Origin of the sequence: Kitasatospora sp. NPDC058170, from assembly GCF_042883905.1 — a bacterium.
GTDB lineage: Bacteria > Actinomycetota > Actinomycetes > Streptomycetales > Streptomycetaceae > Kitasatospora.
This window is the reverse complement of sequence record NZ_JBHVUV010000005.1, coordinates 239,688-256,683: the sequence shown is the minus strand read 5'-3', so window position 1 is coordinate 256,683 and position 16,996 is coordinate 239,688. Positions and strand designations below refer to the sequence as shown.

General features: G+C 71.5%; 7 protein-coding genes. 4 read left to right on the top strand and 3 right to left on the bottom strand.

Translation table 11 applies throughout. The annotated features are described in order from the left end of the window. Positions 1 to 10: 10 nt before the first annotated feature. Positions 11 to 2,233, top strand: a complete 2,223-nt coding sequence (locus tag ACFVVX_RS08505) for an MMPL family transporter (protein ID WP_387942847.1) — start codon at positions 11 to 13, stop codon at positions 2,231 to 2,233. Positions 2,234 to 2,350: 117 nt separating this feature from the next. Here the strand turns inward: ACFVVX_RS08505 and ACFVVX_RS08500 are convergent, their stop codons facing one another. Further along, positions 2,351 to 3,634, bottom strand: a complete 1,284-nt coding sequence (locus tag ACFVVX_RS08500) for a metallophosphoesterase (protein ID WP_387942941.1) — start codon at positions 3,632 to 3,634, stop codon at positions 2,351 to 2,353. Positions 3,635 to 3,909: 275 nt separating this feature from the next. Here ACFVVX_RS08500 and ACFVVX_RS08495 point away from each other — a divergent pair, with 275 nt between their 5' ends. The 3 genes from ACFVVX_RS08495 to ACFVVX_RS08485 all read left to right on the top strand — a co-directional run bounded on the left by ACFVVX_RS08495 (position 3,910) and on the right by ACFVVX_RS08485 (position 7,812). After that, on the top strand, positions 3,910 to 5,382 hold the full coding sequence (locus ACFVVX_RS08495; RefSeq protein ID WP_387942845.1) for an amino acid permease: 1,473 nt from the start codon (positions 3,910 to 3,912) through the stop codon (positions 5,380 to 5,382). 194 nt (positions 5,383 to 5,576) lie between these two features. Beyond that, entirely contained in the window at positions 5,577 to 6,554 is a 978-nt protein-coding gene (locus ACFVVX_RS08490) for an EI24 domain-containing protein (RefSeq protein WP_387942843.1), read from the top strand. A 565-nt stretch (positions 6,555 to 7,119) separates the two neighbouring features. Next, positions 7,120 to 7,812: a transglycosylase SLT domain-containing protein gene (locus tag ACFVVX_RS08485; RefSeq protein WP_387942841.1), complete on the top strand. Its 693-nt coding sequence runs from the start codon at positions 7,120 to 7,122 to the stop codon at positions 7,810 to 7,812. A gap of 176 nt (positions 7,813 to 7,988) precedes the next feature. Here the strand turns inward: ACFVVX_RS08485 and ACFVVX_RS08480 are convergent, their stop codons facing one another. Further along, entirely contained in the window at positions 7,989 to 8,459 is a 471-nt protein-coding gene (locus tag ACFVVX_RS08480) for an SUKH-3 domain-containing protein (protein ID WP_387942839.1), read from the bottom strand. Further along, complete coding sequence (locus ACFVVX_RS08475) at positions 8,443 to 16,590, bottom strand: ricin-type beta-trefoil lectin domain protein (protein ID WP_387942837.1); 8,148 nt, start codon at positions 16,588 to 16,590, stop codon at positions 8,443 to 8,445. The genes ACFVVX_RS08480 and ACFVVX_RS08475 overlap by 17 nt, the downstream gene beginning before the upstream one ends. Positions 16,591 to 16,996 lie beyond the last annotated feature (406 nt).

Genomic DNA, 16,996 nt, shown 5'->3' with positions numbered 1-16,996 from the left:
GGGAGAGCCCATGCCGCCATCCCCCCCTGCGCCCACCGCCCCGGCCCGGCCCGGCGCACTGCGCTCGCTCGGCGAGTGGTGCGCACGCCACTTCCTGATCGTGATCGCCCTCTGGCTGGTCGCGCTCGCCTGCATCCAGGTGGCCAACCGGTCGGTGGGCGGCGAGTACTCCGACGACTTCTCGCTGCCCGGCACCCAGTCCGCACAGGGCAAGGACGTGCTCCAGGCGCACGTGCCCTCCCTCGGGGGCACCAGCTCCCAGGTGGTGCTGCACGACGCCCAGCCGCTGACCGGCTTCGCGGGGGAGATCGGCCAGGCGATCACGTCGCTGCAGGCACTGCCCCACGTCCAGAGCGTGCAGAGCCCGCTGCCGCCGCCCGGCCAGCCCAGCCCGCCCGGCGGGCCGCTGGCCACGGACGGACTCACCGGCTACATCACCGTCCGCTTCGACACCAACCCCACCACCCTGGGCGACGACTACCTCACCGGCGTGGACGACGCCGTCGCCCCGCTGCGCAACGCCGGGGTGCAGGTCGAGTACGGCGGCCCGCTGGGCGAGCTGGCGCGGCCGACCGCCGACGACCGGACGAGCGAGGCAATCGGCTTCGCGGTGGCGATCGTGGTGCTGCTGATCGGCTTCGGCAGCGCCATCGCGGCCGGCCTGCCCCTGGTCACCGCCCTGGTGGCGGCCATCGTCGGGCTGGGGGTACTGGGGCTGCTGGCCGCGGCGACCACCTTCGCCACCGTCGCGCCGACCCTCGCCACCATGATCGGGATCGGCGTCGGCATCGACTACGCGCTCTTCCTGCTCACCCGGCACCGCCAGAACCTCATGGACGGTGTGGACCCGGTGCGGTCCGCCGGGCAGGCGGTCGCCACCAGCGGACGGGCCGTCCTCGTCTCCGGCTGCACCGTGATCATCGCGCTGACCGGCCTCTCCGTCTCCGGGGTGACCTTCATCGCCAAACTGGGCCTGGCGGCCGGGGTGACGGTGGTGTCGGCGGTGCTCGGCGCACTCACCCTGCTGCCCGCCCTGATGGGCCTGATCGGCCGCCGGATGGACCGGTTCACCGTCCGCCAACCGGTCGCCGAGACCGGCGCCGCGCCGGGCGAGGAGATCACCGGCACCTGGCACCGCTACGCCAAGCGGGTCGAGCGCCGGCCCTGGTGGTTCCTCACCGGCGGCGTGATCGTGATCGCCATCCTGGCGATCCCGCTGTTCTCCATCCAGCTCGGCCACATCGACGACGGTGCCGACCCGACCACCTTCACCGACCGGCGGGCCTTCGACCTGATGTCCGAGGCCTTCGGGCCCGGCTCCAACGGCCCGCTGACGGTCGTGGTCGACCAGAGCGCGGTGGCCGCGGACGCCCGGCCGGCCCTGCAGAGCTCCCTGCAGCAGGCCCTCACCGCGGTGCCCGGCGCGGCCAGCGCCACCCCGCTGCAGACCAGCCCGGACGGGGCCGTCCTGTTCAACACCGTCATCCCGGCGGGGGCGCCCCAGGACAAGAGCACCACGGAACTGGTGAACCGCCTCTCCGACACCGTCCTGCCGCAGGCCGTCAGCGGGACGGGCGCCCAGACCTACGTGACCGGGACGACCGCCGCCCAGGTGGACTTCCTCGACATCGTGTCCAGCCGGCTGCCGCTGATCATCGCGGTCGTGGTCGGGCTGGCCTTCCTGATCATCCTGGCCGTCTTCCGCGGCCTGCTGATCGCGGTCAAGGCGGCCGTGCTCAACCTGCTCTCCATCGCGGCCTCGTACGGGGTCGTGGTGGCGGTCTTCCAGTGGGGCTGGGGCGGGCCGGCGCTCGGCGTCTCGGGCACCGTGCCGATCGAGAGCTACGTCCCGATGATGATGTTCGCGATCGTCTTCGGGCTGAGCATGGACTACGAGATCTTCCTGCTCTCCCGGGTCCACGAGGCGTGGCTGCGCACCGGCGACAGCCGGGGCAGCGTCGCGCACGCGCTGGAGATCACGGCCCGGGTGATCACCTGCGCCGCGCTGATCATGGTGAGCGTCTTCGCCGCGTTCATCGTCAGCGACAACATCGTGATCAAGATGATGGGTCTCGGGCTGGCCGTCAGCGTCCTGATCGACGCCACGATCGTCCGGCTGCTGATGGTGCCGGCGGTGATGACGCTGCTCGGCCCGAAGGCCTGGTGGACGCCGCGCTTCCTGGACCGGATCCTGCCGCACATCGACACCGAGGGCGAGGGCGAGACGCCCTGATCGGGGCGGGTGCTGCCGGACACGGCGGAGCCGGGCGCGAGGTTCCCTCGCCCGGCTCCGCCGTGTCCGGCTCCCTTGCGGTCGGCTCCCCCGCGTCCGGGAGCAGCGCCGCGGTGGCTACGCCTGGAGCGAGGCCAGGGTGACGATGGTGATGTCGGACGGCGCCCCGACCCGGACCGGCGGGCCCCAGGCCCCGGCGCCCCGGGTGACGTAGAGCTGGGTGTCGCCGTACCGCTCCAGACCGGCCACGGTGGGGTTGGCGAGCTCGGCCAGGTAGTTGCCGGGCCAGAGCTGGCCGCCGTGGGTGTGCCCGGAGAGCTGGAGGTCGACGCCGTGCCGGACGGCGTCGTGGACGGTCACCGGCTGGTGGGAGAGCAGCACGGAGGTGCGGGAGCGGTCGCGGTCGCCGAGCGCCTTCGCGAAGTCCGGGCCGTCGCCCTCCGTCCGCCCGGCGAGGTCGTTGACGCCGGCCAGGTCGAAGCCGGCGAGCTCGACGCGGGCATTCTGCAGCGGGTGGACGCCCAGCTCGCGGACGAAGTCGACCCAGGGCGCCGCACCCGAGAAGTACTCGTGGTTGCCGGTGACGAAGTACGCGCCGTCGCGGGCCCGCAGCTGGGCCAACGGCTCGGCGGCGCGGCCGAGCTCGGGGACCGACCCGTCGACCAGGTCGCCCACGATGGTGATCAGGTCGGGCTGTGCGCCGTTGATGGTGTCGACGATCCGCTGGGTGTGCGCGCGGCCCAGGATCGGGCCCAGGTGGATGTCGCTGACGACGGCGATCCGGTAGCCGTGCGCCCGCGCGGGCAGGGTGGCCAGCGGCACGGTGACCTGCTTGAGCCGGGGGCCGCGCAGCACCCCGTAGGCGCCGTTGCCGACCACCGCGGCCGCCACCCCGGAGGCGCCGATCGCCACCGTCCGGGCGACGAACAGGCGGCGCTCCGGGGAGGGCGCGGCGGCGGTGCTGTTCTTGGGCTGCTCGGGCTGCTGCTCGTCCTGCTGCTCGTCCTGCTGGGGCTCGTCGGACTGCTCGGACTTTTCGGACTGCTCGGGCTCGGGCTCGGGCTGGACGGAAGTCGGGGTGCCCGCCCGGCGCGGCAGCCGGAGCAGCAGCGGGCGGACGGCCTCGCCGACCGCGAGGGCGAGCAGCAGGTAGAGCAGCACCGCCAGCCAGAGGTACCCGGGCCAGGCCAGCCACCGCTCGACGGCCAGCGGGAGCGAGCGCCCGCCGACCAGGGCGCCGACCGCGAGCAGCGGCAGCAGCACGGCGAGCACCGTCCCGGTGCGCCGCCACCACCCGCCCGGTACGGAGACGTCGCGCACCAGGCGCCGCCAGAGGTACCAGTGCGCGAGGGCCAGCACGGCCAGGACGGCGAGCACGCCGAGCACCACGAGGACGATCATCACGCGGACAGTATGTACGGCGCCCCGACGAACCCCGACGACGGCCCCCGGGCCCGTCGGGGCGCCTGACGCTGCATCAGATTTGAGCTTTCCCGGATCCTGCCGCACCTGCCCTGACCAGGCCTTTTGTGTCCGCTGAGCGGACAGTTTCCGATGCCTTGTTCCGATACTCGTAGGTAGAAGTTAAGTTGCACCGCATTGCGCGGGTCCGTCCCCCACCCTCCGGCGTACGAGCCGAGGGCAAGCCGCGCTGGAAAGGCACAGGCACACCCTCCATGAGTGCGGAAACCACCACCTCGGCCGGATCGCCGCCGGCCGACGCCGTCCCCCAGCAGTCCGGCAAGGCCGGTCAGCACGGCAGCGCCGGTCAGCACGGCCAGGGCGGCGACGCCCACCTCAAGGCCGGGCTCAAGAACCGGCACCTGTCGATGATCGCCATCGGCGGCGTGATCGGCGCAGGGCTGTTCGTCGGCTCCGGCGCGGGCATCGCGTCCACCGGCCCCGGCATCCTGCTCTCCTACACGCTGGCCGGTGTGCTGGTCGTGCTGGTGATGCGGATGCTCGGCGAGATGGCCGCGGCCGACCCGCAGAGCGGCTCGTTCTCCGCGTACGCGGACCGGGCGCTCGGCCGCTGGGCCGGGTTCTCCATCGGCTGGCTGTACTGGTTCTTCTGGGTCGTGGTGCTCGCGGTGGAGGCCACCGCCGGTGCGAAGATCCTCCACAACTGGGTGCCTGGCGTGCCGCAGTGGGCGTTCGCCCTGATCGTGATGGCCGTGCTCACCGCGACCAACCTGTTCTCGGTCGCCTCCTACGGCGAGTTCGAGTTCTGGTTCGCCGGTATCAAGGTGGTGGCGATCGCCGCCTTCCTGGTGATCGGTGTGCTGGCCGCGTTCGGCCTGCTCCCCGGCACCCACGCGGTCGGCACGGAGAACCTCCTCGACCACGGCGGCTTCCTGCCGCACGGGGTGGGCGCGGTGTTCACCGGCATGCTGACCGTCGTCTTCGCCTTCATGGGCAGCGAGATCGTCACCCTGGCCGCCGGCGAGTCCGAGGACCCCGAGAAGGCCGTGAGCAAGGCCACCAACAGCGTGATCTGGCGCATCGGGATCTTCTACCTGGGCTCGATCCTGCTGGTCGTGACCCTGCTGCCGTGGGACTCCGCCGCCGTCAAGGGCAGCCCGTACGTCGCGGTGCTGGAGCACGTCGGGATCCCCGGCGCCGGCCAGGTGATGGACGTGATCGTGCTGACGGCCGTGCTCTCCTGCCTCAACTCCGGCATGTACACCGCCTCCCGGATGGCCTACTCGCTCGGCCAGCGCGGCGACGCCCCGAAGGCCTTCGCCACCGTGACCAAGCGCGGCGTGCCGCGGGTCGCGATCCTCTCCTCGGTGGTCTTCGGCTTCGTGGCGGTGTTCTTCAACTACACCTCGCCCAAGACCGTCTTCTCGTTCCTGCTCAACTCCTCGGGCGCGGTGGCGCTGTTCGTCTGGCTCGTGATCTGCTTCTCCCAGCTGCGGATGCGAAAGATCATCGAGCGCGAGCAGCCGGAGCGCCTGACCGTGCGGATGTGGCTGTACCCGTACCTGACGTGGACGGCGATCGGCATGATCGGCTTCGTGATGGCGTACATGTTCACCGACGCCGACGGGCGCCAGCAGATGTACCTGTCGCTGGTCGCCGCGGCGATCGTCCTGACGGCGGCGGCCGTGGTGGGCCGCCGCCGCCGGGCGGCGGAGGCGGCTGCCTGAGCCGTCCGCACCGCCGTCCCAGGACGCCGGGCCCGGGAGCCGTTGCGGAGGCTCCCGGGCCCGGCGTCGTTCTCCTGCCGCCGGTCCGGCGGTGGGGCGGTGAGGCGGTGGGGCGGTGAGGCGGGCCGGCTTCGGTACCGGATCATGACGGGACGGATATGACCTCCCGACCGGCACCCTCTACCTTTTCCCCTATGCGAGATCTTGTGGCGGGGATGGGGTATCTGGCCAAGGGCCAGAAATGGGTGGGGCGGCACGGCCGCTGGTGGGCGTTCGGGATGCTGCCCGCGCTGATCACCCTGGCGGGGTACGTGGTCGCGCTGGTGTTCCTCGGCGGCTGGTCGGAGGACCTCGCCGAGTGGGTCACGCCCTTCGCGGACGACTGGGGCCCCCCCTGGCAGGGCATGCTGCGTACCGCACTCGCCGCGATCGTCTTCGGCGGCGGACTGCTGATCTCGGTGATCACCTTCACCGCGGTCACCCTGCTGGTCGGCCAGCCGTTCTACGAGTCGCTCTGCGAGAAGGTCGACGAGACCGAGGGCGGCGCGCCCACCCCGCCGGACGTCCCGCTCTGGCGCGAGCTGTGGATCTCGGCGCGCGACAGCCTCTACGTCCTGGTCCGGGTGCTCGGCTTCGGCATCCTGCTGTTCGCCTGCGGGTTCATCCCCGTGGTCGGGCAGACGCTGGTGCCGGTGGCCGGGTTCCTGGTGTCCGGGTTCTTCCTCACGGTCGAGCTCACCGCCGTCGGGCTCCAGCGGCGCGGGGTGCCGCAGCGCGAGCGGATCCGTCTGCTGCGCGCCCGGCTGGGGCTGGCGCTGGGCTTCGGCGTGCCGCTGATCCTGGGGTTCCTGATCCCGTTCGTGACCGTCCTGGCCATGCCGGGCGCGGTGGCCGGGGCGACCCTGCTGGCGCGCGACCTGGTGCCGGTCGAGGACGGGGAGGCGGCGCAGGAGCACGACGAGGAGCCGGACGGGCGGCCGGACGAGGGCGGGCAGCCGCCGGTGCCGGACGTGGCCTCCTACGGCAGCACCTACGGGCAGCAGCCGGCCCCCGGCAACCCGTACGCGGGCGGGCCGCAGACCGCGCACCCGTACGCCGCCAACCCTTACGACGGCAATCCCTACGCCCAGCCGCAGGCCCCGGCCGAGCAGAATCCGTACCGGCGCAGCTGAACCACCGCAGCGCCGTGATCGACCGGTCACGGTGCGTCGACCGTAGGCGGCTGCGGCTGTGAGGCCGCCCACAGGGGTTTCGGCACCTACTGCCCTCGATAGTTGCCGACCCGCCGGGGCCCGCCTCCCGGCGGGCGGCGGGGGGCGGCCCACCCGGGCCCGGCCCGTCGGGGTGCGGCCCACCGGCCCCGAACACCGCAGGCCACCACCGCGTTTTCGCCTCCCGATCGACGGCGGCAGGCCGGATCCGGCCAAGGATCCCCCAAATCGGTCAAATCACCACAAAGCGCCCGGCCTCGGCCGGGCGCTTCGGCGTTCGGGGCCGGCACGGCCACTACCGGCGGTAGTAGCGGTTGCCTTTGCCGCCCGCTCCGGGCTCTGCAAAGAATGTCCAGTCGCCAGGCAGCGCGGACCGGCCCGTCCGCCGCGCATCCCGCCCGCCCCGCCCTCACCGGCCGGGGTGCATGGCCGTCACCGACGGCACTGCGGGCCTGCTCCCCCGAGCCCGTACCGGATGCGCCCGCGCCTCCGGTTTCGGCCCCGACGGAAAAGGATCGTCCGCTCCATGCAGCTCAGCCATGCCCGCCGCAACTCCCTGATCACCGGCATCACCACCCTCGTGGTGGCAGGCGCGGCCACCGCCGCCCTCGCCATCCCGCAGAGCGCCGACGCCGTCGCCCCGGCGGCCGCGCCGGCGGCCGGCGTCTCCGTGGACGGACAGCCGGTCGCAGCGGCGGCGGAGCAGGCCCAGGCGGACGCTGCTTCGGCTGCTGCGGCTACAGCCGCTGCGCAGGCGCAGGCGCAGGCCGAGGCGGACGCCGCCGCTGCCGCCGCGCAGGCCCAGGCCGCCGCCCAGGCACAGGCCGAGGCCGAGGCGAAGGCCCAGGCGGACGCCAAGGCGAAGGCCGACGCCGAGGCCGCCGCCTCCCGCTCGCAGCAGCGCCCCGCGCTCAACGCCAAGCCCACCTACTCGGGCAGCCCGCGCGAGATCGCCGCCCAGATCGTCCCGGCCGGCCAGCTGCAGTGCTTCAGCAACATCGTGTCCCACGAGAGCAGCTGGAACCCGCTCGCCGTCAACGCCTCCTCCGGCGCCTACGGCCTGGTCCAGGCCCTCCCCGGCACCAAGATGGCCTCCGCCGGCTCCGACTGGCGCACCAACCCCGCCACCCAGATCAAGTGGGGCCTCGACTACATGAACTCCCGCTACGGCAGCCCCTGCGGCGCCTGGGCCTTCTGGCAGAGCCACCACTGGTACTAAGCCGACTAATCCGAGGGCGTCGCACCACACGCCCCTGACTCACTTCGAAGGCCCGGCGCTTCAGCTGGCACCCTCCGAAACTGGCGGAGCACCCGGCAAACGCTCGCCGGGTGCTCCGCCAGTTCTGGCCCTACCGGGCCTGCTCGGCCCTCATGTCACTGTCCGAGTGGATCGCTCTACGGCAGCCAGTCGATGGACTCGGGTCGGTCCACGCCAGGCCGGCCCAGAACGGTTGCCTTGAGCGCCTCGGCAAAGCTGTCGCCTAGGTTCCACAGCGATGCGGGTCCAATGGCAATCGTGTGCCCATCGACCCCGATATACGCCCTGAACTGGCTTGACCACATGCCCAGCGGCGAGTAGTTCTGCCCCAGCCTCCCGGCAATCTCCGCGGCCTCGTCCATGGTGTCGATGCAAGCATCGGCAGGGTCAACGACGATCGAGCAGCCCTGCTCCCTGAGCGAAGAACTGACAACCCGTAGCATCCCGAATTCAGACCAGACCCGCACGGCAAGATCATTGATCTCGAAGCCCGCAGCCACCAGTTGACGCCTCCAGGTAGCCGTTTCGTAGCGCCTGCCCTCGAACCACCCTGCGGCGAGCAAGGCAGTCCTGACATCGGCATCACCACCGCTAAGGGACCTTGTCATAGGTTCCGTACACCCTTTGCTTTATCAATGTCTCACATGAGATGTCGCAAGGATCTGCCAGCGTTCCGCTCGGATAGGGCGATCCTACGGGCCGAACCCTGAGGGTCCGGAAATGGCCTCCGATCAGGGCTGATTCCCCTTCGGCCGTCTGCGCTTCGTTCAACGCGCAGACCTCCGAGCAGGACCGACGGAACCTGGACCCGAGCGTGTCATCGAGTGCCGATCCAGGTTCGATATCCGTGATCCTGTCAGCCCCGGTGGTCCGCCCGTAGTAGCGCTTGCCACTCGGTGACGTGTACTCAGTGACAAAGTCCGGCGTCGAGGCCTTGTTGTGCCCACGATTCGCCTCAGCGAACTCCTCAAGAGTAGAACCCTCAGGCGCGGGACCCGGCGTCGGGCAGATGTTGTGGACCAGGACCGGGGTGGTGCCGGCGAGCACATAGTAGGTGTGGAGCTGGGCGACCGTCAGGTTGTACATCTGCTGGGCGCCGGAGAAGGGGCGCACGGCGGTGATGCGGACGGGGGTGCCGGTGGTGGTCTTGAGGGTGTGGCCCTCGGTGAGGTCGGCCGCGGGGACCCAGGTGCGGGTGGTGTCGTCCCAGAACGGGTGCTCGGCGGTGGTGTGGACGGTGCTCTCGGTACCGGACTCCGTCCGGACCGTGAGGTCGATCAGCTCCTTGTCCTCGTGGACGAGCGTGGCGGTGACGGCGCGGGCGCCCTGTTCGGTGGCGGTCTCCTGGTCGGCGGCCTGGACGAGGTCGCCGGTCTTGATGTCGCCGATCGCCTTGCTGCTGCCGTCGGCCATCAGGACCGGGGTCTCGGGCGTGAAGCTGCAGGTGGTGCCGTGCGGCGGGGACGGGTCGGCCTTGGGCGTGGCCGGTGCCTTGGGGTCGGCCTGGTGGACCTTCGGGGCGGCGGGCTCCTGGTGGGGAGTACTCGGCCCGGAGGGTGAGCCGCCACCCTTCGGACCCGACGGCTTGGGGCTCTTCGGAAAGAGGTTGCCGACCGCCTTGCGGACGCCGCCCGCGTCCTGGATGGCCTTGGCCGCCAGCCGGATGCCCTTCGCCCCGGCCTTGACGAGTCCGACTCCGTCCACCGCGATCTCGACGACGGTCTCGACGATCTCACCGGCGACGTAGTAGGGGTCGTCGTGCGGGATCCCGAAGGTGTCGGCCATCGGGTGGGCGGTCGGCTCGATGTAGTAGGTGGGCCCGAAGAGCGGGACCCCGGCTTCCTTGCTCATCTCGTTCGCGGCGTTGTTCATCGCCACGTACGGGCTGTTCTCGGCCATCCAGCCGACCGCGCTGTCGACGGCTCCGGCGACGAACTTCCCCGCCTTCTTGCACCAGCCGCAGCTGGGCCAGAGGCCGTTGGGGTCGCTCAGGTTGACCGGGTTGTTGTTGCCGTAGGCGTAGCCGCCCATCTGGTTGGGATCGCCGGCCATCAGGACCGGGTCGACGCTGAGGAAGCGGCCGAGGGCGGGGTCGTAGTTGCGGGCGCCCAGGAGGTTGAGGCCGCTGGTGGCGTCGGTGGGCTTGCCCAGGTAGCCGTGGTTGTCGGCCCAGGACTGCGGGACGGTGCCGCGCGGGCTGCCGTAGGGGTCGAAGGCGCGGCGGGTGACCGCCCTGGTGGCGCCGTCGATCTGCAGGCCGGAGGTGCCCTGGAGGTCGGTCGGCTGGTAGGTCAGCGATCCGCTGCTGGAGCGGACGATGACGGTGCCGTCGGGGTTGGAGTAGTAGCGCGTGCCCGAGACGCTGTCGGTGGCCCGGTCGAGCGTCAGCTGCTCCTCGCCGCCGAACAGGTAGAGGACGGTGCTGTCGGGGCCGCGCTGGAGCAGCAGGCTGCCGTTGGCGTCGTAGAGGTAGGTCGACGTCCGGTTGACGCCGCCGCTGGGGGTGGTGACGGTCTCGGTGCGGCCCTCGGCGTTGTAGGTGAAGGTCTGGGTGGCGCCGGGGGCCGGGGTGCCGTCGGCGGAGTCCCACTTCTGGTTGGGGCTGCCCGGCGCGCAGTTCCACAGGATGACCCGGTTGCCGGGGGTGTTGTCGGCGCCGGGGATGTCGATGCACAGGCCCGAGGCCGGGTTGGCCAGCGTGCCGCCCGCGTCGGGGCGCCACACCTGGCCGGCGCTGCCGTCGCAGGTCCACAGCTCCAGCTGCGCGGTCTTGGTGCCGGAGCCGCCCACCGGGCGCAGGCACTTGTCGACCGCCCTGAGGGTGCCGTCGGTGCCGGCGGTCCACTGCTGGCCGGGTCCGCCGTTGCAGGTGAAGGAGAAGATCCCCGTGCCGTCGGCGTTCCAGCCGTGGTCGACGTCCAGGCAGAGCGGGGTGGTGGTGCCGGAGGGCAGGCCGGAGGCGATGGTGCCGCTGTTGGTGCTCGCCCGGGAGGCGGTGTTTCCGGCCTGGTCGTACTGCGGGGTCAGGGTCGCGTTGGAGGACGGACCGGTGGGGGCGTTGGCGGTGACGGACCACTGCTGGTTCGCCTCGCCGTTGCAGTACCAGAGCGCGACCCGGGTGCCCGGCGTGCTGTTCCACGCCGGCAGGTCTAGGCAGAGGTTCGCGCCGGCGTCGACCAGCGCGCCGTTGGCGCCGTCCTGCCAGGTCTGCAGGGCGCTGCCGTCACAGGTCCGAAGCTCGATCGCGGCGCCGGCCCAGTTGCCCTCGGGGACGGCGCACTTGCCGAGCGCCCGCAGGGTGCCGTCGGCGCCTCGGGTCCACTTCTGCGCGCCGCTGCTGTTGCAGGTGTAGGACTGGACGGCGGAGCCGTCCGCGGTCCGCGCGCCGTTGACGTCCAGGCAGTTGGGCGTGGAGCCGGTCGGCACGGCGGAGGTCACCGTGCTGGTCGCCGCACCGGTGGAGGTGGTGACGGCGGTGGCGGCGTTGGGCTTGGTCGCCGGGGTGCGGCCGCCGCCGGGGTAGCTGCTGGTCTGGGTGACGTCGCGCGAGGTGTCGCCGGTGATGTCGTGCTTGACCTGCTGGGTACGGTCACCGAGCAGGTTGTACTGCCAGCTCTGCCAGTACGGGGCCGGGCCGCCGATGTTCGCCGGGCCGGGGTCGGTGTTGTTGCAGTGCGACACCTGTCCCGCGGTCGGGCTGCTGACGCCCCAGGTGTCGGTCCAGGCCTCGGTGAGGCGGTTCAGCCCGTCGTAGCGGTAGCACTGGACGTCGAAGGCCTGGTCGGTGCTGCCGGAGGACTGCAGCTCCGCGACGTTGGTGAGGTTGCCGACCTGGTCGTAGCCGTAGGTCTTCGCCGAGATCGGGTTGGCTTCCGCGGTCTGGAGGCTGACCCGGTTGGTGGTCAGCCGGCCGGTGGCGTCGTCGTAGGTCTGCTTGGTGCGCAGCAGTCCGCCGGCCTTGCCGTAGGTGGACTCGAGGAGCTGGCCGCGGGGGTTGTAGCTGGCCAGGTCGAGCAGCGGGGTGTCCGCCGTGCCGGTCTGGAGCAGTTCGCCCTGGTTGTTGTAGCCGAAGCCGAGGGTCTCGGCGGGCAGGCCGCCGTCGGCGTTGTAGCCGATGGAGCCGAGCAGTCCGATGTTCTTGGTGTACGCGGCGGAGGTGGTGTACTCGCCCGCCAGCCTGCCCTCGGACGCCGGGATGGTCGTGGTGGTGCCGGTGGGCTGGTAGGCGGTGTTGTAGCCGTTGACCCGTTGCACGTAGGCGTCGCCCGAGGCGCCGTTGACGTAGCGGGTGGTCGAGGCCGGGTAGCCGTGGGCCAGGGGCAGCGTGTCGTAGGTGGACGAGGTGAGCAGCTTGGCCGGGTCGGCCGTGCTCGTGCCGTCGTACTGTCCGGTGACCCGGCCGAGGGAGTCGTAGGTGAAGGACAGCGAGCGGCCGCGGCCGTCGGTGCTGGTGGAGACGCGTCCGAGGTCGTCGTAGGCGACGGTGGAGGTGCCGCTGCCGGGGTCGGTCTGGGAGGTCCGGTTGCCCCGCAGGTCATAGGTGTACGACCAGGTGTTGCCGACGGTGTCGGAGATGGCGGACACCTCGCCGCCGGGCTTGTAGCTGTAGCTGGTGGTGACGTCGCCGATGCCGGGGCCGCCGTGGACGACCGAGGAGGTGGTCTGCCCGAGTGCGTTGGTGAACGTGGTGGTCGCCGTGCCGCCCTGCGGCGGGGTGGAGTCGACCCGGTCGGCGCCCGGGTAGGCCGCGGTGGACTGCCATAGCAGGCTCGCCTTGGCGTACATCTGCTGCGCGGTGGGGCGGCCGAGGCCGTCGTACACCGTGACCTGCTCGGAGGGCAGGGTGTTCTCGGTCTCCTCGAAGTAGGTCGACCCGGGCGCGGTGGTCGGGTCCGACCAGGTGGGGATGGTGATGACCGGCCAGCCGTGGCTGTCGTACCGGACCGAGCTGACCAGTCGTCCCTCGGAGTTGTTGGCCGGCGTGCTCTGGCTCTGCCGGGCCTGCAGCATTCCGTCGTAGATCACGACCGAGGTGCTGTAGGTCTCGTTCTCGCGCAGCGTCCCGGTGGTGATGCTGGAGACGTCCGGCTTCTCGCCCTTGCCGTGGACGGCGTACTCGAAGGTCCGGTCGGCGCTCTTGCCGTCGTCCTTGTTGCGCCCGGGCGTCCAGACCTTGGTGCGGCGGCCGAGGGCGTCGTAGGTGGAGTCGGTGATCCGCCCGTTGACGTCCACGGCCCGGGTGACCAGGCCCCGGGTGGGCGCGATGATGCTCTTCCCGGTCCACCCCAGGGAGTTGGTCGTGGCCAGCTCGGTGGCGAGGGTGCCGGTGGCGGGGGTGTAGGCGGTGGTGGTGACGGATCCCGCGGCGTCCACGTCGCGGACGACGCGGCCGTACTGGTCGTGGCTCTGCGCGCCCAGGGTCTGGAAGACCGGCTGCCCGGAGCCGTCGTAGGACTTCACGGACTGGGTGGCGGTGAGCAGGCCGAGCGAGGTGCCGTTCTGTCCGAGGACGCCGACCGCGCCCGGGTTGGCGACGTCGCCGTTGCCGTCGTAGACGTACCGCTTGTGGCCGATCGTCCGGTCGGTGCCCTCGGCCGTGCCGCACGGGCCGGCGACGCTGACGCTCTCCTTGGGGTAGGTCAGCATCATCGGGTTGGCGGTGGGCGGGTCCGCGTAGGTGACGGTCGTGCAGGTCTGCTGGGAGGGCACGGAGACGTCGCCCTGGTCGTGGACCTTGGACTGGCGGCCGAGGCCGTCGTACTCCGTGTTCGTGCGGGTGGTGCGCCAGGTCTGGCCGTCGGACAGCAGCGACAGTTCGCGGTTGCCGGTGGCCGTGATCCGCTGGGCGGTCAGGGCCGGCAGGGTCGACAGGTCACGGGGCGGTGGTGGCGGCGGGGTGGTCTTCTTGGAGGCCCAGGCGGTGCGGGCCTTGGAGGCCGTCTCCGCGGTGGTCGGCACGTCGGGGATGGACTTGGCGACGGCCGTGCCGTTCGCGGACTTGGTGTAGGTCGTCGTCTCCTGCGGCATGCCGGCCAGCAGGGGGTTGTCGTCGACCGCGGCCGCGTCGACGGAGTTCTTCCAGGAGACCTGCCGCTTGGTGGTGCCGTTGGCGAGGTAGTCGCCGTTCATGCCCCGGAAGTAGGTCACCGTGCTCTTGGTGATCGCGTCCGGGGCCGCGCCGGTGGTGGTGCTGACGGTGCGGTAGCCGCGGAAGTCGTTCCAGGTGCGGAACCGGTCGTCGGTCAGCTCGGAGTCGTCGCGGTGCCAGGCGGCGCCCAGGCCGTCCTCGCCGTAGGTGTACGAGGTGGACTGCGCGGGCGAGGCGGCCTTGGTCAGGTCGGAGACGGTGACCTTGGCGACCAGGGTCTTGTGGAACCAGTCCGCGATGGGCTCGCCGCCGCCGGGCGTGGTCCAGTACACCGGGAAGCAGGCCATCGTGTTGGTGTCGGCCGAGGCCGGCATGGTGCCCTTGTTCCGGGAGCACTCCTGGTCGCGGTAGGAGACCGCGATGAAGGAGCCGGTGTCGGTCTGGATGCCGGAGATCCGGGGCCGGTAGAGCGGGGGTGCGGCCGGCGTCAGGCCGTCCACGCGGTTGTCGACCTCGATGCCCTTGAAGCTCACCGGGTCGAGGGTGACCGCCTGCTCGCGGTCGCCGGCGCTGGTGTCCAGGCCGGTGTGGCTGATCTCGGAGAGCCACAGCACCGACTGGAGGGAGCCGGCGTTCTTGGTGTCGCCCTCGGTGCCGGTGACGGGGTCGATGGTGGCACCGGCCTCGGAGAACAGGTGCTTGAGGTCGTACTGGTCGACGCTCTTCCACCCGGCGGCGGTGCGGATCTCGGTGGTGATCCGGTTCAGCCGGACGGTGGACCAGAAGGTCGGCGAGGCGATCTTGCAGACGTTCGGCCCGGTCCCGCTGGTCGGCCAGCCCGCCTGGCAGTTGAGGTCGTAGGGGGTGTCCTGCCAGTTGCTCGCCGTGGAGGTGTTCAGGTTCGACGCCTTGCAGAGCTCGTCGTTGACCACGCAGCGCTCGGCGGTGCCGAAGGTGACCCGGGAGGAGGGCTCCCGGCTTGCGGTGGCGTCGCCGAGCTTGTAGCCGTAGGAGATGCCCGTCAGGTGGCCGCCCCGGGTGTACGACTGCAGGGAGCCGTAGCCGCCGGACTTGGCCGCCTGGCCGTAGCCCATGCTGTAGAAGTTGGTCTCCTTCGCCCAGTCGTAGCGCTGCAGGTTGCCCTGCGGGTCGACGACGAAGTCGATGTTGAAGCGGTAGCCGGGCTGCTTGTCACACTGTGACGCCTTGCCCTTGGCCGCCGTGTAGCACGGGTCACCGCTGTTCGGGTGGTAGACCGGCTCGGCCCAGGCGCTGTTGGTGGCGTTGTCGGAGCTGATGCCGGGCGCGTGGTTGAGGCCGAGGTAGTAGGCGGTGCCGTCGGTCGTGGTGACCTTGAAGTACTCGCCCTCCCACAGGTCGTTGGCGGCACCGGTCAGTCGCTCGACCCGGGTGCCGTCGTCCGACTCCAGGTGGTACACACCGTTGGCGTCGCGGATCAGCTCGCCCGAGTGCGAGCCGAGCGACAGCGTGGCGTTCCAGCCGCTCCAGCACTGGTCGGCGGAGCCGTCGATGCCCGCGTTTCCACAGCCCTTGTAGGAGCGCTCGATGAAGCCGGGGCTGTACGACCAGCCGTCACCGATCCACGAGGCCTGCGAGTTGCGGGCCGAGGTCTCGCCGTCGATGGCCTGGGAGTTGTAGCTCAGGGCCACCGAGGGCACCGAACCGGCCAGCGAGGGCGGCAGCGGCACGGGGTAGCTGTAGGTGAAGGCCCCCGAGGCGGTCTGGGACCAACTGCCCGACGCCGAGAGCGAGGTGGCGCCGTAGGAGCCCTGGGAGCCCCCGATGTCCGGCACCGCGGCCAGCGCGATCGACGGCGCGGCCTGCGCGGAGGCCTGCGCGTCCGACGCGGGGGCGGCGAAGGCCTTGGCGCCCGTGGCGCCGTCCGATCCGCCCGCCGCCGGGATCGCGACCGTACCGGTCAGCTTCCGGCCGGCCTGGTCGTTCTGGTACTCCACCGGTGCCTGCTGGCGGCAGGCCTCCAGCTGGGGGGTCGTCAGGGAGCAGGAGGGCATGGCGACCAGACGCAGACGGGAGGCCCAGCCTCCGCCGTAGGCCTGGGCGATCGCCCCGTAGTCGAGGGCGACCGAGACGCTTCCGGCCTCGGTGCGGCTGTCGGCGCGCGACAGTCCGACGAGCAGGCCGTCCACGCCGGCCGACCGGGCCTTGGCCCGGTCGGCGACCTTCACCTCGACCGAGGACGGCGTACTGACCGGCGCCTGCGACCCGGCGATGTCGCGGGCCTGGGCGCCGAGCTGCCCGGGCTCCGCGGCGCCGACCAGGACGGGCGTGGCACCGGCCCGTACCGGCGCGCCCGCGGCCCCGCCGGGCTTGCCGGCGGGTGCGGCGGCGGACTTCGCGGCCGCCCCGCCCAGGTTGACGGTGGCGGTGGCCTCGGCCGGCCACTGGGCGGGGCCCGGCTTGGCGGCGGTCAGCTCGCGCGCGCCCGCCTGGACCTTGGCCTCGACACGGCCGGTACCGTCCCCGTTGCGCCCCTGAACCTTGGGCAGCGGTTGCGGCGGGTCCGAGGGCCAGCTCTTCTCGTCGTAATCGTGGTGGTATCCGCCGACGACCTCGGCGCCCGCCATCGGCACCAGGAGGGACAGCGCCGCGGTAAGGGCGGCGACCGTCACCGCCCTTCGCCGAAAGCCGCGCCCGCCTGAATCGGACCCGAACCAGCGCAGCCTCGCGCGCACCGTCAACCCCCCGTTTGATAACTGCCTATGAATGTTCATCACCCGGAATCCAGTGAATTTCCCGGGCGATCGTGCGTGGTCGCCGGAACCGTATTGTCACGGGCACGAACCGCGCAATAGCCTGCCCGCGGTCGACCGGTGCGGCGCGAGGCTCCGCGCCGGTCCTTCCCTGTTCAAAGCCCGAACCCGCCGCTCCGCGGCCGGTTCCGGCCCGCCTGTGTGACGTTCGACACGCAGCCGGGGCCGGGCCGGTCGAACCATCCTGAAAGGGACCATTCGTGGGGGAACCCCGCCGTGTCCGGCAAAGCCGTACACGTAGACTGACGCACCGTCTGGCACTGAT